The following is a 22895-nucleotide window of genomic DNA, read 5'->3' as shown; positions in this document are numbered from 1 at the left end:
CAAATTGCGGTTGCGGCGGAAAGGTATTTAATAAATCGAAAAATTGGGCTTTTTGGTTTGACAAAAAATTATATTTTTGCACCTCACAAATTTAGAACAATTACTAATGGCAACATACAATAAAAGAGGTTATAAGGCACCGAAACCAAAAGAGGAGAAAGAGCAAGTTGAGGTAATTGAAGATATCAATATCGACGAAAGCCAAAGTACGACTGCTGGTGTTTTTAATACTTTAGACGAAACTGCTTCAAAAACAGAAGCTTTTGTTGCTAAAAATCAGAATATTATCTTAGGTGTTATCGGAGCCGTAACTCTGGCAGTTGTTGGTTACTTTGCCTACACAAAATTTATTGTAGAGCCTAAGGAAGAAGATGCGGGAAGCCAAATGTATTTAGCTCAACAAAACTTCACCAAAGCACTTGATGGAACTAAGAGCGATTCGCTTTTTAAATTAGCATTAAACGGTAGCGAAGGTAAATTTGGTTTTGTTAAAATAGCCGACGAATACAGCGGAACCGACGCTGGAAACATGGCGAACTACTACGCTGGTATGGCTTATTTGAATTTGAAAGAATTCGACAAGGCTATTTCGTATTTGGAAAAGTTCCAAGGTAAAGATCGCTTCCTTTCGATTCTAGCTGCTGGTGCGATTGGCGACGCTTATGCGGAAAAAAATCAACTTCAACAAGCTTTAGATCAATACGTGAAAGCGTCTGAAATGGAGCAAAACGACTTTACAACACCTCGTTTCTTGTTCAAAGCAGGAAAGGCAGCTTTAGCTTTGGGCAAAAAGGCCGAGGCATTGAAATTTTTCACGTCGATTAAAGAATCGTACGAGAATACTCCAGAAGGACAGCAAGCAGACACGTTTATTGGTCTAGCTCAATAAATAAAAATCTATGGCGACAGCAAACACCAATCTGTCGAACTACGATAAAGCCTCAATCCCAAACGCGAATGATTTTCGGTTTGGGATTGTTGTTTCAGAGTGGAACGATACCGTTACTGAAGGATTATACGCGGGTGCCGTTCAAGCCCTAACCGACTGTGGTGCGCAACCGCAGAACATTGTACGTTGGGATGTTCCTGGTAGTTTTGAATTGATATACGGCGCTAAGAAAATGCTTGAAATTGAAAAGCCCGACGCGCTTATAGTTATCGGTTGCGTGATTAAAGGCGAAACCATGCATTTCGAGTTTGTTTGTGAGGGAGTTACTCAAGGAATTAAAGACCTTAATATTTTAAGTGATACGCCAGTTATTTTTTGTGTCCTGACGGATAATTCTATGCAGCAATCTCTTGATAGAAGTGGCGGGAAGCACGGAAATAAAGGTGTAGAAGCTGCCATTACGGCAATCAAAATGGCCGAACTTCGCCGTAAGGCTAATCAAAAATCTTCCACAAAAAAAGTAGGATTTACCGCTACACCAAACTTAGAAGCCGCTGTTCCAAAAATTGATACAAAATAGGGCAAAGGAAGTCGAAAAAGTATAGCATTCTTCGATTCGCTTTAGTTATCTTTACGTTTCATTAGTTTTTTGAAATGTCCAGTATTATACAATTACTTCCCGATCACGTTGCCAATCAGATAGCTGCCGGAGAAGTGGTACAAAGACCGGCTTCTGTTGTAAAAGAATTACTGGAAAATGCTGTTGACGCACAAGCTACCGAAATTAAATTATTGATTAAAGAAGCGGGTAAAGCGCTCGTTCAAGTAATTGATAACGGTATAGGAATGTCGGTTACCGATGCCCGCATGTGCTTTGAACGTCATGCTACCAGCAAAATCCGATTGGCCGAAGACTTATTTCAATTAAATACCAAAGGTTTCCGTGGCGAAGCCCTAGCTTCTATTGCCGCAATTGCGTATGTTGAATTAAAAACGCGACAAAATAACGACCAATTAGGAACTCAAATCGTTATAGAAGGTAGTAAAATCGTTTCGCAGCAACCTACAGTTACACCTCAGGGAACGAGCATTGCCGTTAAAAATCTTTTTTTCAACATACCCGCGCGACGCAATTTCCTTAAATCAGATGTTGTTGAAAATAAACATATTATAGACGAATTTCAACGCGTTGTACTCGCACATCCTAATATTCATTTTTTCTTGTACGTGAATGGGAGCGAAGTGTATAATCTGCCCGCTGGGAATTTACGTCAACGGATTGTGGCTGTTTTTTCAGGAAAGATGAACGAGCGTATTTTGCCGCTGCAAGAACATACCGAAGTTGTAGGTATTAACGGCTTTATCGGAAAACCTGAGTTCGCCAAGAAATCGCGTACAGAACAGTTTTTGTTTGTAAACGATCGTTTCATCAAAAGCGGCTATTTGCATCACGCCATCATGGGGGGGTTCGAAGGACTGATTCGCGAAGGACTGCAACCTTCGTATTTCATCTACCTGCAAATCGATCCGAAACACCTCGATATCAATATTCATCCAACAAAAACAGAAATAAAATTCGACGACGAACACACGATCTACGCCATATTGCGCTCGGCGGTGAAGCACTGTTTAGGTCAGTTTAAAGTAGCGCCCGCACTCGATTTTGAGAAAGATCCGAGTCTGGAAACTCCGTATGAATTGTATGGAAAGGAAGTTAGTATACCCACAATTCAAGTAGATCCGAATTTCAATCCGTTCGGCGAAGCACCCAAACAACAGCGCGGAACTTCATCGTACTACAAAGGACCAGAACCCGCTTGGAAAGCCTTGTACACCGATTTGCCCAATGATTTGCCTGTTATTGAAGCAGAATTTGTTCCCTCACAAACCAACTTGTTTGAAAGTACCCGAGTGGAGACCGAATTTGCGCAAGTACAACAGTTGTTCAATAAATACGTGCTTGCAAAAACAGCTAATGGCTTGTTAATTGTCGATCAAAATAGAGCACATCAGCGTATCTTGTACGAAGATTTCTTAAAAAATATCACCGTAACCAAAGGCTTTTCGCAACAGTTGCTTTTTCCTATCGAAATGCATTTAAGCGGTCCAAAAAAAATGTTGTTTGACGATATGAAAGACGCTTTGTATCACATCGGTTTTCAATTTGATACAACAAATTCCGACGGAGTAATTTCTATTTTGGGAATTCCGCCACTTATTCAAGAATCGGACGCAGAAGATGTGATCAATCAGTTAATTACCGTTATTTCAGAAGGAAGCGTGTCGGATGCGTTCGATTTAAATGATAAAATAGCAAAGAGTTTGGCAATGAGTGTTGCCGTTCGAAACGGACAGTCATTATCGCAGTCGGAGTTGGAATCGATATTGCAACGACTTTTTTCTTGTATGGATTCAACCGTATCGCCCTTTGGAAAACCTATTCAGTACACTTTTACTCAAGAAGAGTTAGATCGTAAATTCACATTATGATACAAATTACCGAAACCGTTAAGCATTTGCTGATCATCAATGTAATTCTATTTGTAGGTCGGTTTTTTGTTCCGGCTTTAAACGACCTCCTTGCAATGCATAGCTTTTACGATGCTCGTTTTCAATGGTGGCAATTGGTTACGCATATTTTTATGCATGGCGGTGAATTTCACATTCTATTCAATATGCTTGCTTTGGTTTCATTTGGTTCAGTTATTGAGCAATTTTGGAAAGGTAAGAAGTTCCTGTTCTTTTATTTCTCATGTGGCGTTGCAGGTGCATTGGTTCAAGCGGGTGTAAATTTCTTTGAAGTTAGCCAGGTTGTAAATCATATGCAAGAGCTCGGACTTAATCCAAATCAAATTCGAAGTGTTTTAAATGTACAGTTTTTATCTGGAAATTATTACGACGGTAGGTTATTTGAAGAAGGAATTCGACAAGTCTTAGGTTCGGATATTTCTAAAATTCAGCAGGCTGATTTTAATTTATTGTTCTCAACAGCTATTGATGTTCAAACACCAATGGTTGGTGCTTCTGGCGCTATCTACGGACTGATGGTGGCTTACGCCTTTTTGTTTCCCGAAGCCCGTTTAGCTATGCTGTTTTTACCTGTTCCAATCGCGGCTAAGTATTTTGTGTCTGGAATTGTAGCGATCGACTTGTTTTTAGCTTTAAAAGGAAGTTCGCTATTCGGTTTCGGAAACATTGCCCATTTCGCGCACTTAGGTGGAGCAGCTATGGGTTTTTTAATGATGTGGTATTGGAAAAGAATTCAGTTTAACAAAAACAGATGGAATTAATATGAGTACCATTGTAAATGATTTAAAATGGCAATATCGAAGCGGCGGAATTGTACTGCAACTGATTATTTTAAATGTCGCTTTGTATTTAATACCGGAGGTTTTATTTACGATTCTGAAAATTTTAGGGCTGTCGATCGATTACCTTTCTTGGGTAAATGTAAGTTCCGATCCTACAAACTTGTTGTTTAAACCTTGGTCTTTGCTTACTTATGCATTCTTTCACGTAGATTTCCTTCATTTGCTTTTCAATATGCTCATCCTGAATTTTTCGGGACGTTTGTTTTTGACGTATTTTAAAGAAGCACAGCTGTTGTCGATCTATCTCGCCGCAGCCATTTTCGCCGGACTTATCTTTATTCTTGCTTACAATTTGATTCCGGTTTTGCAATACCATACAGTTCCCATGGTAGGTGCTTCAGGAGCAATCATGGCAATTGTTCTTGCAACGGCAACGTACAATCCGCTAATGGAAGTTCGACTTTTACTGATCGGAAACGTAAAATTGTGGCACATCGCTTTGGTTTTAGTATGTCTCGATATCATTCAATTGTTTACCTCGAACACGGGCGGCCGGTTCGCCCATTTGGCAGGTGCTCTAATGGGGTATTTGTACATGAAGAATCTGCAAAACGGCGGAAATTTCTTCAACCTTTTCGATCGATTAGCAAATTTTTGTCTAGGTATAAAGCAAGCAAAAAAGCCTGCTAAAATGCGCACAGTTCACCGTCAAACTGCTTCTAAACCAACAAATAAACCCGTAAAAGATTCTCAACAACAACGTGTCGACGAGATTTTGGACAAGATCAGTAAATCGGGCTACGACAGTTTATCGACCGAAGAAAAAGAGTTTTTGTTTCGCGTCGGACAAAATCAATAGTTCTCAAACCAAAGCTTGTTGCTATATTTGAAGTATGGCAAAATTGTCTTGGTTTAATAAAGTGGTCTTTTTCTTTAATTGGTTGCTGGCGGCAGCTACTATTATTGCTTACCTATTGCCACGAATTGCGCCAAGTTTGTATCCCGTTCTCGCTGCATTAACGCTGTTTCTACCAGCTTTGCTTATTGGAAACGGCTTGTTTCTTATTTTTTGGGTAATTCAACTGAAACGCCAAGCAGCACTTTCCTTAATTGTCTTGCTCATAGGCATCACCTTCGTCAATAAATTTTATGGTTTTCGATCGAATACCAATCACGAAAAGCAAGCCAATGAGGTAAAAATTGTCTCTTATAATGTTCGGTTATTCAATAAATTCCGTTGGTCCGACAAGCGTGCGGTACCGTTGGAAATTTCGGACTTTGTCAAGGAACAAAACCCAGATATTCTGTGTATTCAAGAATTTAGTGCCAATGCCGATTTCCATACCGAGCAGTTTCCATACAAGCACACCACTTTACGCCATAAAAAGATAAAAACCGGACAAGCCATTTTTTCCAAATATAAAATCATCAATAGCGGCGTGGTGAGCTTTCCAAATTCTGATGCAGAAGCCATATTTGCAGACGTTTTAATTAAAGCAGATACCGTGCGCGTGTATAATATGCATTTAGAGTCGGTCCGGATAACGCCAAGCGTCAATAAAATTAACAACGACATTAACGAACTCGATCAGTCTAAGTCGGAGTTTATGCTGCGTCGAATCGGAAGAGCGTTCCGCAAGCAGCAAAATCAGGCCGAAAAGCTACGTTTGCATCGTGCCGACATTCGATTTAGAACGATTGTTTGCGGCGATATGAATAATTCGGCGTTTTCTTACGTGTATCGACAAATTAAGGGCGATTTAAACGACACTTTCGTGGAAGCAGGATCAGGTTTGGGCAAAACGTACGACTTTAAATATTATCCAGCACGAATTGATTACATACTTGCCGATAAACGTTTCGAGGTAAAAGATTTTGATACGTTTAACGAAATTCAAGACAGCGATCATTTTCCGATCGCGACCGTGCTAGCTTTTACAAATTAAGCGTTTGGCGTTTCAGATACTCGCCCGCTTTTCTTCCTTCATTAAAAAGTAAATCAAGGATACTCAAATTGTTCAAAAATCCGTGTTTTTCTATGAAAACCTGATGATACGATTCAAATTCGTGCGTGTCTTTTTTTCTATTTGCCAGTTCACGACCGTTTGTTTGCAACGGATTTTTAAAGAATTCCGTTGTTTTGGTGTACGATTTGTTCACTTGCAAACACTTCAACGTTAGATCAATCGTATGGAATTGTAAGTCGGTTAAGAATTCGTATTTTTTAGAATACAAATCTCGAAAGAAATCTTCGTAAAATTCAAAATAAGGCGAGCTGCGGTAAGCTGCTTCAAGCGATTTGAAATGTTGTTTGCGCCAATCTTCGGCGTATTCAATACGCATGTCGCGCGTTTTTTGGTGCAACTGTTTTTTGTGAATAACTGGTACGTTCAAAAGCTGCAAGCCATTCGGACTGTAAATAAAGGCCCGATTTCTGTTGGTTTGTTTTTGGAAGTTATCGTCGAATTCAAAAAGTACTTCTTCATGCTGCACAAGCGCAACGTATTCGGAAATTGAGCCGAAATAGGAAGGAATCAACAGTATTGCCATAAATTACGCTGCCTTCTTTTTGAATACAAATCGCGTTAAGCCAAAATACGCAAGCACGGCAAGGCCAAATACCCAAAGGTAACTTGTTGCAGGTCCGTCTCCGTTCACAGTCGTAAACATACGCGACCAACGAATTTTATCTAATCCAGAGGCAGTACCATCTAAGCTTAACCAAACAAAAACGGCTTTACCAACCACGTGATCTTCGGGTACAAAACCCCAATAACGCGAATCGAGTGAATTTCCACGATTGTCACCCATCATCCAGTAATAATCCTTCTGAAAAGTATAAGATTTTGCGAGCTTGTTGTCGATATACACATCATTGCCAACTACTTTCACTAAATGCGGACCTTCATATTCCGTAATTACTTTCTTGTAAAAAGGCAAATTTTCTGGCGTTAATGCAATCGTTGTTCCCGCTTTTGGAATGTAAATCGGTCCCATATTATCTGCATTCCAACTCAATTGACCACCAAATATTCTTGAATCAGTTCGCGTTTCAATTCTGCGTTTGATTCCCGAAAAGGCCGAAAAAGATTTTAGTTTTTCTACACCCTCTTCTGTAAGAGCGCTGAAAAAGATGGTATCTCCTTTCGTATTAGAACCAACTTGTTCCGTTGATCCAATCGTTTTCATAACATAGTTAAAATCCACTGGCTTCGATCGATCAAAAGCAGCTTGATATACATATTGAATTTTAGCACGCTCGGGATAAACAACAGCTTTGCCATTTATGTAAACAGTCCCTTGTTTGATTTCTAACTTGTCGCCCGCAATACCAACACAACGTTTTACGTAATTAGTTTTCTTATCAATGGGCTTATCGTATCTGCGATCAGCTCGCTCGTACATGTGAAACAGCGTATCGCAAGGCCAGTTAAACACCACAATATCATTATTTTTTATGGTTTGAAACCCCGGAATTCGTACGTAAGGATATTGCAATTTGTTCTTCCACGAATCTTTATTAGCATCGTCGTACACGTAAGATTTAACTTTCGCCACCGGAATCGTATCATGAACCATTGGGAACGAAACTGCCGACATCTGCGGCCGCGCTCCGTAATGAAATTTACTTACAAATAGAAAATCGCCAACTAAAAGCGTTTTCTCTAACGAAGAAGTTGGAATTTGAAAAGGTTGCATCACATACGTATGTACCAGAGTAGCCACCACAATGGCAAATAAAATTGAGCTTACCGTATCGCCAGTTTTTGTTCGAGCAATGAGACTTCTATTTTCTACGTAAGTTAAATTTGCTGCGTAGTTTAGAACATAGAGGTAAAAGCCGAAAGTCAATAAAGTTAACCAAGTGTCGGTGAGCGTGTTTTTGCCAAAACTGCGCGCCGTTTCGACCCAAATGACAGGGAACATTATTAGGTTAACAACAGGTACAAACAGTAAAATCACCCAGTAGGTTGGGCGATTGATAATTTTCATCAAAACAATAGCATTGTAAATCGGAATGGCGGCTTCCCAAGCCTTACGACCAGCTCGAACGTATAGTTTCCAAGTACCTAAAAAGTGAATTATCTGAAAAATGAGTATTACGATAAGCCATTCACTAAATGTCATAGTCTAAAATGTATTAAGGAAAAATGTTTTCGTTTAATCGTAAAACATCTTTCATGGTGTAAATTCCTTTCTTGTCGTTTAAAAATTCGGCAGCTAAGACGGCGCCGTGCGCAAAGCCTTCGCGATTAAAAGCAATGTGGCTTATTTGCAATTGGTCGATATTCGACGAAAATGTTACATAATGCGTTCCCGGAACAGCATCTTCCCGAATGGCGTTTATTTTTAAATCGGTTTCTTGCGTGGGTTCTAAACTCCACTTGTCGTAACGCGTGTTGCTAATCACCTGGTTTGCCAAACTAATTGCCGTACCACTGGGTGCATCAAGCTTTTGTGTATGATGAATTTCTTCTAACTCGATTTTATATTCAGGAAATCTTCCGATGAGTTTACTGGCAAATTGGTTGATTTCGAACAATAAATTCACGCCTAAACTAAAATTCGAACCGTATAAAAAAGCAGTATCTTTTTCTTTACACAGCGCTTCCATTTTATGGTAATCAGCTAACCAACCTGTGGTTCCTGAAACTACAGGAATTCCCAACATCAGTGCTTCCGAAATATTGCTAACTGCAGTTTCCGGTGTGCTGAATTCAATAGCTACATCGGCTGTTTCTAAGCCCGAAAACGATGTGCTGCTGTTCTTTCGTAAAACAATCTCGTGACCGCGACTTTGTGCGATAACTTCGATAATTTTACCCATCTTTCCATATCCAAGCAGTGCTATTTTCATCAGAATTGATATTGAAGTGTCAAACCTATATTTTGCACATTTGAAATCTCAGAAGGAAATATTTCTGGCACCACAGTGAGCGTTTCATTGACATTATATTGCTTTAAATGTGCGTCGACATTGGCATCGATGATGTTCAACACATACAACCCCACGGTCACTAATAACGATAAATCGCGATTGCGCTGAAACGTTCGTTGCGCACTGATCAATGTTTGGTCGTTATATTGTCCTAAGAATTGATCGGGCTGCCCGGCAAGTCGCTGTTTGTATGCTGTGCGAAATTTGTGATACTCATTGTTATTTCGCTGGTAAATAAAGAAACCTGTACCCAAAGCGCCATAAACAATCGGTATTTTCCAGTATTTTTTGTTATAAGCCTGTCCTAAACCAGGTAAAATCGCCGAGTAAAACGCTGCTTTAGCTGGTCGTAACGGATCAATTTGTTGCGGCTTTAGCGTATCTGGAAGTTTTAAAGGTGTGCCAGGCCCTTGTGCGAAAGCAAACAAAGGCAAAAAAAGTACTAATATGTAAAAGTATCGCTTCAAGAGCCTTGTAGTAATTCGAGAATTCGCGCTAAGTCGGCTTCCGATTTAAACGGAATGGTAAGTTTACCTTTACCGTTTGCACCTACTTTTACGTCAATCTTCACCGCTATTTTTGCTGCCAAGTCCGAAACTTTGTCGGTATGCGGCGTAACACTGGGCTTTGGTGCTTTTCCTGTTGCGGTTTGTTGTCCTTTTTCCTGATATTCTTTCACCAACTGCTCGGTTTCGCGAACGGAAAGATTTCTTGAAATGATTTTCTGGTAAATGTCGGCTTGATCGTCTTGGTTTTCTACCGAAATCAACGCACGACCGTGTCCCATCGAGATAAAACCATCGCGAATACCGGTTTGGATAATCGGATCAAGTTTTAACAATCGTAAGTAATTTGTGATCGTCGAACGTTTTTTGCCTACACGTTCGCTCATTTGTTCTTGAGTAAGCTGAATTTCGTCAATCAAACGCTGGTACGACAATGCAATTTCAATCGGATCTAAATCATGACGCTGAATATTCTCTACCAAAGCCATAACCAACGATTCGTTGTCGTTTGCTAAACGAACGTAAGCCGGAATCGTAGTCAATCCAGCAATTTTCGAAGCGCGCATACGTCGCTCGCCCGAAATCAACTGATATTTATTAAAGTCGAGTTTTCTTACGGTAATTGGTTGAATAACACCAAGTTCTTTAATCGAACTCGCTAATTCGTTTAAAGCTTCTTCGTTAAAGTTACTGCGCGGTTGAAACGGGTTGATTTCGATAAAATCTAAATCCAACTCGATTATATTTCCAACCACTTGTTCGGCGTTCTTGTCGTCGGCCGATTTAATATCGTTGTTCGGATCTTTCAACAATGCCGATAATCCGCGGCCAAGCGCTTGTTTTTTGATTGCTTTGGTCATACTAGCTAATCTTCTTTATAATTTCCTGAGCCAAACTCAAATAATTGGTAGCTCCTTTGCTTGTGGCATCAAAATTAATGATACTTTCTCCAAAACTCGGGGCTTCACTCAATTTAACATTTCGTTGAATGATGGTCTTAAACACCATATCGGCAAAGTGTTTTTGAACTTCTTCTACAACCTGATTCGACAGTCGCAAACGCGAGTCGTACATCGTAAGTAAAAGTCCTTCAATATCTAAATGCTCGTTGTGAATTTTCTGAACACTCTTAATCGTATTGAGCAATTTTCCTAAACCTTCCAACGCAAAATACTCACATTGAATTGGAATGAGTACCGAATCTGCAGCGGTTAGCGCATTTAAAGTCAATAATCCCAACGAGGGCGCACAATCAATGAGTATGTAATCGTACTTATCTTTAATTTCCGCAAGCGCTTCCTTAAGCATGTACTCGCGATTTTCCTTGTCAACCAACTCAATTTCAATCGCCACCAAGTCGATATGCGCCGGAATCACATCCACGTTCGGAGCGGTACATTGTTGTATCGCTTCTTCCGGTGTGTTGCTGTGTTCTAAAATTTGGTATGTACCAATTTCAACCTGATCTACATCGATTCCTAATCCCGAACTGGCATTGGCCTGTGGGTCGGCATCTATCAGCAATACTTTCTTCTCCAAAACACCGAGCGCCGCAGCTAAATTCACAGTGGTTGTGGTTTTTCCAACACCGCCTTTTTGGTTGGCGACAGCAATTATTTTACCCATTCAGTAGTCTGATTTTTGTGGCGTAAAAGTACGATTATTTACCGCGTAATCAAGTCTAATTTGTTAACCAAGTCGCGTTTTATTAACCAATTTCAAAATTGTTTTAAGTCATTGATTACAAGTCTTTTTTTAGTAAACAATTCCTTCATGTTCTACTAACAAGTTCGTAATCAATACTTCCTGCGACTCTTTTTTTAAATCAGATTTTTCAATTTCTGTAAGCTGCCTGAAAACCAATTATTTTCGCTGTTTCGTAACCAACAATTTCAGTTTTAATTCGATTTCTTCGCTTTAATCATCGCTTCGAGCATGTCCCACATATCCGCCGGAATTTTCTCCAACAAATTAAATTGTCCAGCACCTTGTAACCACTCACCGCCGTCAATGGTAACTACTTCGCCATTCACATAAGCAGCAAAGTCAGATACCAAATACGCCGCTAAGTTGGCCAACTCCTGATGATCGCCCACGCGTTTTAACGGCACTTTTTTCGACATGTCGAACTGCTGCGCTAAATCGCCCGGCAACAACCGATCCCACGCACCTTTGGTCGGAAACGGTCCCGGAGCAATCGCATTCATACGTATGCCGTATTTCGCCCATTCTACCGCCAAACTACGCGTCATCGCCAAAACGCCTGCCTTTGCAGTAGCGCTCGGAACTACGTATGCCGAGCCCGTCCACGCATAAGTGGTCACAATATTCAACACACTTACGTTGGTTTTCTTTTCCGAAATCCAATATTTTCCTGCGGCGAGCGTACAATTTTTCGAGCCTTTCAAAACTATATCAATAATCGTATCAAAGGCATTTGCCGACAATCGTTCAGTAGGCGAAATAAAATTCCCAGCGGCATTATTCACCAAAACGTCAACAGTTCCAAACTCCGCCACAGTAGTCTGAATCATCTGCTCCACTTGGGCATAATCGCGAACATCGCAGGCAATTGCTAAACATTTTCCGCCGGTTTTAGCCGACATTTCTTCTGCGGCAGCGCTAATCTTTTCAAAGTTTCGCGAGGTAATCACCACCTGTGCTCCCAATTCCAAAAAGTAGGTACTCATGGCCTTTCCCAAACCACTTCCGCCACCTGTAACTATAATCGTTTTGCCTTCTAAAGCGCCGTCGCGCAGCATTTTATCTGAATATCCCATCTGTGTTTATTTTTTCACAAGATACAGTTTTAAGAGAAAAATAGTTTTTCTGCTGCCTATTTTTATTTGGGCAAATCCCTCCGCCTTCCTGAATCCGCCCGTCGGGTCGCGCTTTCCGTTGCAATCTGCTTTGTCCCGTCCGCAAGCCCAAAGGCAAAGCAGGATTTCCACTGCAATCGCTTTTGCGGAAAATCGTTACCGAAAATTCGTTTCCAGCAGTAGGTTTAATGCGAATTCACGTTAATTTTACGAGCAAATTCAATAGTTGTGGATGCAATCCCAGATTTTTTAAGTTCCGACGCCGCGCAACGAATCAAAGATTTACGTAAATCCAAAATCGATGTGCAACAATTGCAAACCGATTTGCGCTCCGGCGATCGTGCGGCTTTGAGTCGGTGCATCACACTCATCGAAAGTAGTTTGCCCGAACACAAACTCGAAGCGGCACAGCTTTTAAACACGCTCGAGCCCAAACAAAATACCCTTCGGCTAGGAATTACGGGCGTTCCGGGCGTTGGAAAAAGTACATTTATCGAAGCTTTTGGTTTGTACGCCATTTCTAAAGGGTATAAAGTGGCTGTGCTGGCGGTCGATCCGAGCAGTCAGCTCACGCGCGGCAGTATTCTCGGCGATAAAACTCGTATGGAAGAGCTGGTAAAATCCGAGTCGGCATTTATTCGTCCGTCGGCATCTGGAACTACCTTGGGCGGTGTTGCGGCAAGTACACGCGAAATCATTGCACTTTGCGAAGCGGCAGGCTACAACTTCATTATCATTGAAACCGTTGGAGTAGGGCAGAGCGAAACTACAGTAGCCGATCTAACCGATTTCTTTCTATTACTACATCTCGCTGGAGCCGGCGACGAACTGCAAGGCATTAAACGCGGCATCATGGAAATGGCCGATTTAATTGTGATCAATAAAGCCGATGGCGCAAATGTAAAACCTGCAAAACGTGCGCAAGCGCAACTCAAAAGCGCATTGTCTTTGTTTCCACCCAAAACAAACTTCTACGAAAGTAAAGTGCTTACGGCGAGTGCTTTGGAACACAGCGGCATTTCCGATGTATTCGATGAAATTACAACCTATTTTGAACAAGCAAAGGAAAACGGACATTTCGAAGGGCATCGCAAAAAACAAGTGCTTAAAGCCTTTCAAAGCATGATTGAACAGGCACTGCTCTTTGATTTTACCAACAATCCAAACGTAAAAGCCAAATGGGAAACGGTTGTAGTCGATTTAGAAACCGGTAAAATTACACCTCGAACAGCGGTACAACAATTGTTGGAATTGTATCGTAACGCTTAATNTTAATAAACAAACAAATAAGACGGATTCTAGCTAAATTTAAATGATTGCTAAAATGGCTTTGAAATACGGTTAATAATTGCGTATCTTCGTGTACTAAGCTGATGTTCTTTTTTAAAGGCATTACTTGGTAAATAATCCTTTAATATACTGAATATCAGCTTTTTGTCAAAATTTTTAAGAACTTATTTTATTGATTTTTAATCAATTATGTTTTTTGTCGTGTACTAAAGAAGTTATGTTAACATATTTATTGGCTAAGTCGAAGCTTGTTTTATATATTTGTCACAATTAGAAAGAATTATCGTCCCAATGCTTAAGAAAATGCTTTTTGCGCTGCTTTTTGCGATAGGTTTTCCCGGCCTCTCAGTCGCTCAGTTTGATTTATCTTCCGAGGTAGGATTAATTATGGGTCCAGTAACTATGCAGTCGGATTACGGCGAGCGATACAATTTTGACACCAATGATGGAAATACGGGCTTTGGAATAGGGATTGTACATTACTTAAACTTTTCGTACTCGGCAGGATCTAGCTATTATACGCCTGAAACCTTCTGGAACGACCACTTCAAATTACGTACTGAGCTTTCGTACAGCTATACAAAATTAGAGCATTTCGGACAATGGGTAGATCGCGACAATGGCTCGCTTGATGTCCAACAGTTGCGCGCTCATTACGGTTCGGCTTCAACATTATCGGCAGGTATGCAGTTAGAGTACTACCCGCTAAGTATACGCGATTTTACGGCTACGGTAGGCAGTTTTGGTCCGTTTGTGAGTTTAGGAGCGCATTACAACTATTTCAATCCGACGGCTAAATCAGAACTTGGACCTTTAGGTTCGCCACAAACTACTTTCCCAAAATATTTAACTCCATCAGATGGAAAGCCCCACGGATTTTCAAACGATCCAGAGAGCACTTGGTCGATTGTGAGTAGTATCGGAACGCGTTACAAATTAGCGCCCTTATCCGATTTATTAGTGGATTTACGTTTTCAATATTATTTCAGTAATTGGGTGGATGGTTTAAACCCGAATCCGGATATCTACAAAGAAAATAAAGCAAACGATTGGTTGGTGTGGTTTAATGTAGGCTACATTTATTATATCGATTAACCTACTATTAGAACACTCATTTTGGCAACGGTTTTGCGGCAGCGATAGAGCGGATTAGCCCGCAGCAAAGACAAATAACAAAAAACCCAACGAAACGGCGCCTGTAAGAAGCCCGTTTGGTTGGGATTTTTTGTGTTTGGATGGGCGAGGACTATGAGCGAAAGCGCGTTTGCCGCCCTAAAAATGTCTAAAATCTTACTGAAAAGCTTGTTCTAAATCGGCGAGTAAATCGTCGATATCTTCTACACCTACGCTCAGTCGCACCAAATCGTCGGTGATACCGATGGCTTTGCGCTTTTCTTCGGGAATCGATGCGTGTGTCATTAACGCTGGATGATTTGCCAAAGATTCAACGCCGCCCAAGCTCTCGGCCAACGTAAAAACCTTCAGTTTTTCAAGAAAGCTAATCGCATCGGCTTTTTGTGCCGATTTAAACGTAAACGAAACCATGCCTCCGAAATCGCTCATTTGCTTTGCGGCAATTTCGTGATTGGGATGTGTTTTCAAACCTGGATAATAAACATTCGCTACAGCTGGATGTTGCGTCAGGTAGTCGGCAACTTTCCGTCCGTTTTCGCTGTGTCTTTGAACGCGTAAATGCAAAGTTTTGATTCCGCGCAGTACCAAGTACGAATCCATGGGCCCTAAGGTTGCTCCAGTTGCAAACTGCTGAAAATGTAGTTGTTCTCCTAAAGTAGCATCTTTAACTACAAGAGCTCCTGCAATCACATCGGAATGACCGCCTAAGTATTTTGTTGCGGAATGCATTACGATATCGGCTCCCAAATCGAGCGGTTTTTGCAGATAAGGCGTGGCAAAAGTATTGTCTACAGCAAATAGGATTTTCCGTGCATTGGCTAATTTGGCGACGGCTTCGATATCGGTGATTTTCATCAACGGATTGGTGGGCGTTTCGAGCCAAATCAACTTAGTATTATCGTTGATTAACTGCTGAACGGCAGCAATTTCATTTAAATCGAGAAAGTGAAAAACAATGCCTGAATCTTTGTAAATGCGCGAGAAGAGTCGGAACGTTCCGCCGTACAGATCGTCGGATGCAATAACTTCATCGCCAGCTTTCAAACCGCGTAAAACGCAATCGGTTGCAGCTAAACCTGAGGAAAACGCCAAGCCGCGTCCGCCATTCTCGATACTTGCCAGGGCGTTTTCGAGTGCAGAGCGCGTTGGATTTGAAGCGCGGCTGTATTCGAATTCGTTTACGGGCTTGCCGGGCGAAGTTTGAACAAAAGTTGAGGTTTGATATACAGGTGTCATGACCGCGCCTGTTGCTGGGTCGTGATGCTGATTTCCGTGGATTACTTTGGTATTAAATTTCATAACATTTTATTGCGATGCAAAGGTAATTTTTTTATTTCGCGGATTTAAATCCCTTAACTTTAGATTTTAATTTTTGTGTTATGAATCGATTGGTTTTGCTGCTGCTGGCGGTGCTTTGTTTTTCTTGCGACAATGAACTAAAGTTTGAACAAAAGCAGTATTTGGCGACCTCGAAAGGAGCTGATGAGAACAAGGGTGCTCGCGTTGAAATTTCGTTGCCTGTTGCTTCGAATAAGCCTATAGTAGCCGATTCGATAAACCGTAAAATCCTATCGGTTATGAAAGAGATTATAAACTACGGCGAAACACCTTTTACCTCAAAGAATTACCAAGAACTAGCCAATGATTTTATAAGTACGTACGACAAGGTATCGGCCGAATTTCCTGGCGATAAGATGGCTTGGGAAGCTAAAGCAGTGGGTAAGTTTTGTTACGAATCGGATGCGCTATTAAATTTGGAAATCGACTATTATACTTTTACAGGCGGTGCACACGGCTACTCGGGCAAGCGCTCGCTGCTGTTTGATGCGGGAAGTGGGAAAAGTATTACGGAGGAGGATCTGATTTCCAATCCGGCCGAATTTCTAAAAATTGCCGAAATCGCTTTTCGTAAGAAATATAAAATTGCAAATACAACTCCTTTAAATGAAGCTGGATTTATGTTTGAAACTGAAAGATTTCAGCTACCGCAAACGTATTTCTTCACAAAAAACGGACTGTTATTATACTACAACGTTTACGAAATCGCTTCGTACGCGCAAGGTCCGCAGGAAGTTCTGATTTCCTACGAAGAAGCCAAACCGTTTATCGCAATCCCTTTTTGATTTTCAAGCAGAAAGCCAAATGCAAAGCTTCGTGGAAGTTGTTGAATTTAATCGCGTCTTCTACTTTTTCGAGCGGAATTCCCAAAAGGGTTTGATACGTCGTGTAATTACTGAATTTTCCTGCTGCTAAATCGGCACTGGTTTGTTCGATGGTGTTGCACACAAGCGATTTAATCATTTCGATTTCTGCTTCACTAGTTGTGCCCGTCGGAATAGTACCTCTGTTGTATAAACCAACCATTTCTGCGGGAATAAGTAATTTATTTCCAGATAATTGGTAGACTAATAGTTGTTGAATAACTATGGTATGACCGATGTTCCAAATCAAATTGTTTGACTGTCCGGGCGGAATAGTGTTGAGTTCTTCGGTAGAATAGTTTACTAAATACGCATATAAAACTTTGCGGTTTGCGAGCGTGAGTTCTAAATCGGTCATGGGTTTATAGTCGGTTAGTAGATAATTGTTAAAAGTAGGCGTTTTGGTTTAAATCGACAGCTATTTTAGTTGCAATTCCAGTCAATTTCCCATTTTCGATTTTCACAATTGTGATTCTGGAGCCTTTTATTACCGCGAAATTCGGCACGTTTTGATCCTGCATCCGGTTTCTTATCCGTAATTTTACCCAAAAAAGAAATGGAGTTTTTGTATCTGTCGACCTGCAGTACGTGTAAACGCATCATGCAGTTGTTGCCCAAGCATAAAGATCTGAATTTTAGAGATGTAAAAGTAAATCCGTTAAGTCTGGAAGAGGTTCGCCAATTAGCAGCACTTTCCGGAAGTTTTACGGCATTGATTAATAAAAGATCGCAACAATTCAAGATTTCGGGCATAAGTTCGAAAGATCTTACCGAAGCACAAAGCGAACAGCTATTAGTTACCCATTACAGTTATTTAGCGCGTCCGATTTTGGTAATCGATTCGCATATTTATATCGGAAACAGCAGCTCAACGGTTGCAGCAATGGTAAATAAACTGACCTGATGCAGAGTAGGGTTGCGGCTTTAGCTGGCGCCACGTTGGTGTCGATTATCTACGGAGTTACATTCACAATTGCAAAAGATGTAATGCCTGCGCATATTCAGCCGTTTGGTTTTATACTCATTCGAGTTGCAGGTGCTTGTTTGTTGTTTTGGATTACATTCTTCTTGTTGCGCTTTTTTGGTAAGATTCCGAAAGAAAAGCTGAGTCAAGCAGACATTCCCGTTGTTATTTCTGCTGCGTTTTTTGGCGTAGCGCTTAACATGCTTACTTTTTTTAAAGGATTGAGTTACACCTCGCCAATTAGTGCCGCAGTACTGATGGTTTCTACACCTTTAATTGTTATGATACTTTCGGCCATATTGCTGAAAGAACGCATAAATTTGGTGAAATCGGTTGGCATTATCTTAGGATTGGCAGGAACTATTTTACTGATTGTTGGAAAGAAAGCAGTTGTCGTTGGAAGTAACGAAAATTTGGGAAATTTACTAGTTTTCATCAACGCGCTGTCGTATGGTTTTTATCTGATTATCGTCAAAAAATTAATGGATAAATACAATGCATTCACTTTTGTTGGATGGATTTATACAATTGGTTTTCTGATGGTTTTGCCTTTTGGCTTTAACGAATTTCAGCAAGTTCCATTTTCAGCTTTTGATTTTTCAATTTGGTGGAAAATTGTGTTTATTATAGCAGGTTCGACCTATCTTACCTACTTATTAAATCTGGTTACCATGCGAAAATTATCACCAACTATTGTTGCTGTTTTCATTTATTTACAGCCCGTATTTGCAGCAATTTTCGCTATTGGTTTGGGAAAAGACGCGTTAACAACCGACAAGCTTTTGGCAGGCGCTTTGATTTTTATTGGCGTAGCGCTTTCCGTAAAAAAGAAGAAGTAAAATTTACCTGAAGTCGCACTGCAGCAAATGGTCATTAACCATGCCGGTAGCTTGCATATGTGCGTAAATGGTGGTTGATCCTACAAATTTGAATCCGCGCTTTTTTAAATCTTTAGATATGGCATCTGAAAGTGCTGTTTTTGCCGGAATTTGTTTCAAAGAAGTAAATTCGTTTTCAATAGGTTTATGATTCACAAAACCCCAAATGTAGTCGCAAAAAGTGCCAAACTCTTGTTGAACTCGGATGTAAGCCTGTGCGTTGGTTATCGCTGCGTAAATTTTTAGCTTGTTGCGAATAATGCCCGGGTTTTCGAGCAGTTCCATAATCTTGTCGTGCTCGTATGCGGCTACTTTTTGCACATCGAATTGATCAAAAGCAGCTCTAAAATGCTCGCGTTTATTCAAGATAGTAAGCCAACTTAAACCGGCTTGAAAGGTCTCCAGAATTAGAAATTCAAACATTTTCGCATCGTCGCGAACGGGTTTTCCCCATTCTAAGTCGTGGTATTCGCGATACAGCGGTGTCTTTAAACACCAAGCACAACGTTCTTTTTCAGCTTCCATTAAAACAAATATCCCAATTTGATGGAACCGTAAAAATAAGCCATATTTACGTTATTGTCGACTTCCTGACTGCGGTAATTAAACGTGTAATGTGCGTTGAAACGGTTATATCGGTATTTAAATCCCGCTTCAAAAACAAAGCGAATCGGAATTAAATCGAACGTTACCGGACTTGAATCGCTAAATAAGCTTCCCTGAATTGTCGCGTCGTAGAACTGATAGTTGAAGTTTGGATTCAGAAAGAAATAGAGTTCACGTGGTTTTGGCTGCGTTTGCTTTCCCGCCGAGGCTTGGTATAAATTACTTTCGTAAATCGGAAGCAATTTATGAATGGCGATGCGTGCATTAAAACCCGATGTAACACCTGTCAATATTGTTCCCAGCTGAACTTTGTTTTGCCAACCAAAAGAAAATTTCGAATTGCTAACCCAAGGTAAAGCGAGGTAATGCGTGGCGTTGAATTGCGCAAGGAACGCATTATGTATTTGATTTTGCCATCCGCGAACGGTTTTAAAATTGAACAGCTTGTGGAAGGTTTCTTGCATTTCTTCTCCAAACGAATTCGGGCCAATACAACCTAGCTGAACCTCGGTCCTAAGGTAGTTTTCCGATTTGTAGTACCTCGAAATACTTGCTTCGCCAAACAGTAAGCCACAAAACGGACGATCGTTAACCAATAAATTATCGGCATCTCGCGTTTGTGGATTATACAAGTATTGTCCCGCGCGAAAACCCAACAGTCTTTTCTTAGCTTTTCGGGCTGAAATGGGTTTAATAAAATAAATCTCTAAGCCGTTTGTGTAGTATCGATCGTATACCGAACTCGTGTACAAATCGTTTTCTGTTACAAAACCAATTTCATTACGCGATTCTTGCCCAAAAACAGCGCCAAAAATAAATGTCAAATAAAGTGTAAGAAGCGATTTAGTAATCGAGATTTCCGACATAGCGCATGTGTTTTACGATTCTACTTTTTCGCCGTTCAATATAAGAAGATGAGTTGGTAGCAGTGTATTTTCTCGGGTTTGGAAGTATAGCGGCAATGCCCGCTGCTTCCCGTTTGGTTAGTTTAGAAGCGTCTTTGCGGTACCAGTACTTCGACGCCGCTTGCACGCCATAAACGCCATCGCCCATTTCAATGCTGTTCAAGTAAACTTCCATAATACGTTCTTTACCCCAAATTAGTTCGATCAAAAAAGTGAAATAAGCTTCTAAGCCCTTGCGCAAATAGCTTCTTCCTTGCCAGAGAAAGACATTTTTTGCTGTCTGCTGACTAATCGTGCTGCCGCCTTTGATTTTTTTTCCTTTTTTGTTGTGTTCGTACGCCATTCGCATAGCTCTAAAATCGAAACCATGATGGGTTTTAAAAGTGCCGTCTTCTGCTGCGATAACCGCGCGTTGCATGTTCGGCGATATCTCTTCTATCGGAACCCAATCGTGCATACAAATCATGTCTTTTCCTGCGCTATTTTGTTCAAAAGCTCGGGTAATCATTAGTGGTGTAAATGGCACTGGAACCCATTTGAATAAAATGACCAATCCAATTGAAATGGCAAAAAAGTATAAAGCCGACTTCCATAAAATTCGAAGTAACTTTTTATGCCAAGGTAATTTTTGGGTAGATTTCGTTGCTGTGGTTTTGTTTTGTTTTTTCATACTAAAGCTGCAAGTTCGGTTCCTACTAAGCTGCCAATTGCTACGCCCATGCCGCCTAGACGCACACCGCAATAGGTGCGTTCAGTTAGTTGTTGAACAATCGGACGCTTTTCTGCGCCTAAGCCCATGATTCCGCTCCAAGAATAGTCGATTTCAAAGCGGGTATTGGGTAAAATTACCGATTCTAAATAGGTTTTTAGTTGGTTTTGAATTTGGTTTGTAGTGCCGAAATCGGTTGTTGTTTCGCTCTCGAAATCTAGGTTTCTTCCGCCACCAAATAAAATGCGGTTTTCGATGTTCCGGAAGTAAAAGTAGCCGCGATCGAGGTGAAAAGAACCTTTAATGTCGAGATTGGGTATTGGTTTAGTTACCAAAACTTGTGCGCGTCCGGGTGTCACGGCAACGGGAAGTAACTGCGATGCAAATGCATTTGTGGCGAATAACAATTTGTGGCATTCTAGTTCGAAATCGTCTGTAGAAATACTAACGTGAGAACCGCTTTCGTGATAATTTGTTACGTTTTGTTTTGTAAAAATAACTACGCCTGCTGCCTGCACCTTTTGCAAGAGCGCCTGCATCATTTTACCCGTGTGTAATTGTCCTTCGAACTGGTTGTAAATCAGGTATTCTTTAGTGTTCGAAAAGTTAAATCGATCGATAACTTTTGAGAATACCGCTCCTTTAAAAACGGGATGTAGCAGTTCGTTCAGATAGTCGAGACGCAGGAAACAGCTGTTAAAAAGAGATTCGTCTTTTTCAAGAAATACTTCATAACCACCAAATGGCTCGTAGTTTATTGCGCTGTCGCCCAGCGTTTTGCGAAGTAGGTTTAAGCCTTCTTTTCGTTTGCTAACAAGTTCAATAACAGCTTCTTCGTTCGAGGTGTTTAAGTCGTCGAGCAATTCGCTACTGCTGCCAAAGCAGGCAAATCCAGCATTTTTTGTGCTTGCGCCTTCGGGTAAAATGCCTTTTTCAAGTATCGCAATCGATGCGTTAGGATGCGCATCTCGGAGCTTAAGCGCGGCAAATAAACCAACGATCCCAGAACCCACGATTACATAGTCGTAGCGCTTCAAAAACGTCTCCTTTTCCCAGTAGCTAAAAGTCGGCTTCATGGCTGCGAAATTAAGCTTCTTTTGTTTTCAACGACGCTTTTAGGTAAAATTCACAGTCTTGTTTTTTGTTTTTTGGGCGCGCCGGCAAACGAGTCGTCGCTGCGCAAAAGAGGTGCAAGCCGTCACGTGTTCCGCTATATCTTTGGGCCAGAACTTTAGTGGAAATCCCAAATCGCCCAAAGGATGCCGCTGCACCCGTTCGCGCGGAAATGCTACGCAAGGAAAAAATGGAAAAAAATGAAAAAAAATGGAAAAAATGAAAAGAAGCGAAAGAAGGGAAAAAAGTGAAAAAAAGTGAAAGATTCGCCTTCGACCGGCTCATGCACCATCGAATTTGTGGTTAGGCTGGGCAAAACGAAACGTAAGATGGCGAACGTCGCAATCCCGATAGCCATCGGGACTATCCCGATAGCTATCGGGACTCAAATCTTAATACTAAAAAGTCTTTGCGCTCAGCCTTCGACACATTCAGGTTTCATCGAATTTCGGTTTAGGTTGGGCAAAACGATACGTAAAATGGTGAACGTCATGATTCCGATAGCTATCGGAACTATCCCGATAGCTATCGGGACTCAAATTTTTATTCTAAAAAGTCTTTGCGCTCAGCCTTCGACACATTCAGATTTCATCGAATTTCGGTTTAGGTTGGGCAAAACGATACGTAAAAT

The 22895-nt window shown here is 41.0% G+C and carries 24 protein-coding genes; 11 read left to right on the top strand and 13 right to left on the bottom strand.

What is annotated here, in order from left to right:
* Positions 1 to 106: 106 nt before the first annotated feature.
* The 6 genes from CHX27_RS14505 (at position 107) to CHX27_RS14480 (ending at position 6146) form a co-directional block, all read left to right on the top strand.
* Positions 107 to 889, top strand: coding sequence for a tetratricopeptide repeat protein (locus CHX27_RS14505; RefSeq protein ID WP_094487477.1), 783 nt, complete (start codon positions 107 to 109; stop codon positions 887 to 889).
* Positions 890 to 899: 10 nt separating this feature from the next.
* A complete protein-coding gene (gene ribH / locus CHX27_RS14500) occupies positions 900 to 1469 on the top strand; it encodes a 6,7-dimethyl-8-ribityllumazine synthase (RefSeq protein ID WP_094487476.1) in 570 nt (189 codons plus the stop codon).
* Positions 1470 to 1543: 74 nt separating this feature from the next.
* Positions 1544 to 3379, top strand: coding sequence for a DNA mismatch repair endonuclease MutL (gene mutL / locus CHX27_RS14495; protein ID WP_094487475.1), 1836 nt, complete (start codon positions 1544 to 1546; stop codon positions 3377 to 3379).
* Complete coding sequence (locus CHX27_RS14490) at positions 3376 to 4179, top strand: rhomboid family intramembrane serine protease (RefSeq protein ID WP_094487474.1); 804 nt, start codon at positions 3376 to 3378, stop codon at positions 4177 to 4179. Before mutL ends, CHX27_RS14490 begins: the two co-directional genes overlap by 4 nt.
* A 1-nt stretch (position 4180) precedes the next feature.
* Entirely contained in the window at positions 4181 to 5059 is an 879-nt protein-coding gene (locus CHX27_RS14485) for a rhomboid family intramembrane serine protease (protein ID WP_094487473.1), read from the top strand.
* Positions 5060 to 5093: 34 nt separating this feature from the next.
* On the top strand, positions 5094 to 6146 hold the full coding sequence (locus CHX27_RS14480) for an endonuclease/exonuclease/phosphatase family protein (protein ID WP_094487472.1): 1053 nt from the start codon (positions 5094 to 5096) through the stop codon (positions 6144 to 6146).
* Here the strand turns inward: CHX27_RS14480 and CHX27_RS14475 are convergent.
* The 7 genes from CHX27_RS14475 to CHX27_RS14445 all read right to left on the bottom strand — a co-directional run bounded on the left by CHX27_RS14475 (position 6136) and on the right by CHX27_RS14445 (position 12425).
* A complete protein-coding gene (locus CHX27_RS14475; protein WP_094487471.1) occupies positions 6136 to 6750 on the bottom strand; it encodes a WbqC family protein in 615 nt (204 codons plus the stop codon). The genes CHX27_RS14480 and CHX27_RS14475 overlap by 11 nt on opposite strands.
* A 3-nt stretch (positions 6751 to 6753) precedes the next feature.
* A complete protein-coding gene (lepB, locus tag CHX27_RS14470; protein WP_094487470.1) occupies positions 6754 to 8328 on the bottom strand; it encodes a signal peptidase I in 1575 nt (524 codons plus the stop codon).
* Between the two features lie 13 nt (positions 8329 to 8341).
* Positions 8342 to 9058: a 4-hydroxy-tetrahydrodipicolinate reductase gene (gene dapB, locus CHX27_RS14465; RefSeq protein WP_094487469.1), complete on the bottom strand. Its 717-nt coding sequence runs from the start codon at positions 9056 to 9058 to the stop codon at positions 8342 to 8344.
* The gene (locus tag CHX27_RS14460; RefSeq protein WP_243389021.1) at positions 9058 to 9567 is read right to left on the bottom strand and encodes a DUF5683 domain-containing protein; all 510 of its coding nucleotides are present in this window, start codon (positions 9565 to 9567) and stop codon (positions 9058 to 9060) included. Before CHX27_RS14460 ends, dapB begins: the two co-directional genes overlap by 1 nt.
* Positions 9568 to 9602: 35 nt before the next feature.
* Positions 9603 to 10505 carry a ParB/RepB/Spo0J family partition protein gene (locus CHX27_RS14455; protein WP_094487468.1) on the bottom strand — a complete coding sequence of 301 codons (903 nt, stop codon included), beginning with the start codon at positions 10503 to 10505 and terminating at the stop codon, positions 9603 to 9605.
* A 1-nt stretch (position 10506) separates the two neighbouring features.
* Positions 10507 to 11271: a ParA family protein gene (locus CHX27_RS14450; RefSeq protein ID WP_094487467.1), complete on the bottom strand. Its 765-nt coding sequence runs from the start codon at positions 11269 to 11271 to the stop codon at positions 10507 to 10509.
* Positions 11272 to 11543: 272 nt separating this feature from the next.
* On the bottom strand, positions 11544 to 12425 hold the full coding sequence (locus CHX27_RS14445) for an SDR family oxidoreductase (protein ID WP_094487466.1): 882 nt from the start codon (positions 12423 to 12425) through the stop codon (positions 11544 to 11546).
* 267 nt (positions 12426 to 12692) lie between these two features.
* Here CHX27_RS14445 and meaB point away from each other — a divergent pair, with 267 nt between their 5' ends.
* Both meaB and CHX27_RS14435 read left to right on the top strand, forming a co-directional pair.
* On the top strand, positions 12693 to 13733 hold the full coding sequence (gene meaB, locus CHX27_RS14440; RefSeq protein ID WP_243389020.1) for a methylmalonyl Co-A mutase-associated GTPase MeaB: 1041 nt from the start codon (positions 12693 to 12695) through the stop codon (positions 13731 to 13733).
* 312 nt (positions 13734 to 14045) lie between these two features.
* Positions 14046 to 14849 (top strand): THC0290_0291 family protein, encoded by an 804-nt coding sequence (locus CHX27_RS14435; protein WP_094487464.1) that lies wholly within the window; start codon positions 14046 to 14048, stop codon positions 14847 to 14849.
* Between the two features lie 195 nt (positions 14850 to 15044).
* On the opposite strand, the gene CHX27_RS14430 is transcribed toward CHX27_RS14435, so the two are convergent.
* Complete coding sequence (locus CHX27_RS14430; RefSeq protein WP_094487463.1) at positions 15045 to 16187, bottom strand: cystathionine gamma-synthase; 1143 nt, start codon at positions 16185 to 16187, stop codon at positions 15045 to 15047.
* An 80-nt stretch (positions 16188 to 16267) separates the two neighbouring features.
* Between CHX27_RS14430 and CHX27_RS14425 the strand changes: the two genes are divergently transcribed.
* Positions 16268 to 17011, top strand: a complete 744-nt coding sequence (locus tag CHX27_RS14425; protein ID WP_094487462.1) for a DUF3298 and DUF4163 domain-containing protein — start codon at positions 16268 to 16270, stop codon at positions 17009 to 17011.
* Here CHX27_RS14425 and CHX27_RS14420 read toward each other — a convergent pair.
* Complete coding sequence (locus CHX27_RS14420; RefSeq protein WP_094487461.1) at positions 16992 to 17447, bottom strand: DinB family protein; 456 nt, start codon at positions 17445 to 17447, stop codon at positions 16992 to 16994. The two genes, CHX27_RS14425 and CHX27_RS14420, sit on opposite strands and share 20 nt — an antisense overlap.
* Positions 17448 to 17645: 198 nt before the next feature.
* On the opposite strand from CHX27_RS14420, the gene CHX27_RS14415 reads away from it, so the two are divergent.
* Together CHX27_RS14415 and CHX27_RS14410 are read left to right on the top strand one after the other, a co-directional pair.
* Entirely contained in the window at positions 17646 to 17993 is a 348-nt protein-coding gene (locus CHX27_RS14415) for an arsenate reductase family protein (protein WP_094487460.1), read from the top strand.
* Complete coding sequence (locus CHX27_RS14410) at positions 17993 to 18892, top strand: DMT family transporter (RefSeq protein WP_094487459.1); 900 nt, start codon at positions 17993 to 17995, stop codon at positions 18890 to 18892. The genes CHX27_RS14415 and CHX27_RS14410 overlap by 1 nt, the downstream gene beginning before the upstream one ends.
* A 3-nt stretch (positions 18893 to 18895) precedes the next feature.
* On the opposite strand, the gene CHX27_RS14405 is transcribed toward CHX27_RS14410, so the two are convergent.
* From CHX27_RS14405 to CHX27_RS14390, 4 genes are read right to left on the bottom strand one after another with little or no spacing between them, the layout of a single operon-like run.
* Complete coding sequence (locus CHX27_RS14405; protein WP_094487458.1) at positions 18896 to 19456, bottom strand: DNA-3-methyladenine glycosylase I; 561 nt, start codon at positions 19454 to 19456, stop codon at positions 18896 to 18898.
* Positions 19456 to 20403 carry a lipid A deacylase LpxR family protein gene (locus CHX27_RS14400; RefSeq protein WP_094487457.1) on the bottom strand — a complete coding sequence of 316 codons (948 nt, stop codon included), beginning with the start codon at positions 20401 to 20403 and terminating at the stop codon, positions 19456 to 19458. The genes CHX27_RS14405 and CHX27_RS14400 overlap by 1 nt, the downstream gene beginning before the upstream one ends.
* Complete coding sequence (gene mtgA / locus CHX27_RS14395) at positions 20381 to 21112, bottom strand: monofunctional biosynthetic peptidoglycan transglycosylase (RefSeq protein WP_094487456.1); 732 nt, start codon at positions 21110 to 21112, stop codon at positions 20381 to 20383. The genes CHX27_RS14400 and mtgA overlap by 23 nt, the downstream gene beginning before the upstream one ends.
* Entirely contained in the window at positions 21109 to 22227 is a 1119-nt protein-coding gene (locus CHX27_RS14390; RefSeq protein ID WP_094487455.1) for an NAD(P)/FAD-dependent oxidoreductase, read from the bottom strand. Before CHX27_RS14390 ends, mtgA begins: the two co-directional genes overlap by 4 nt.
* Positions 22228 to 22895 lie beyond the last annotated feature (668 nt).

This window comes from Flavobacterium aurantiibacter, from assembly GCF_002251775.1.
Classification (GTDB): Bacteria; Bacteroidota; Bacteroidia; order Flavobacteriales; family Flavobacteriaceae; genus Flavobacterium; species Flavobacterium aurantiibacter.
The sequence above is the reverse complement of the archived record's forward strand: the minus strand, read 5'-3'. Positions and strand labels throughout refer to the sequence as shown.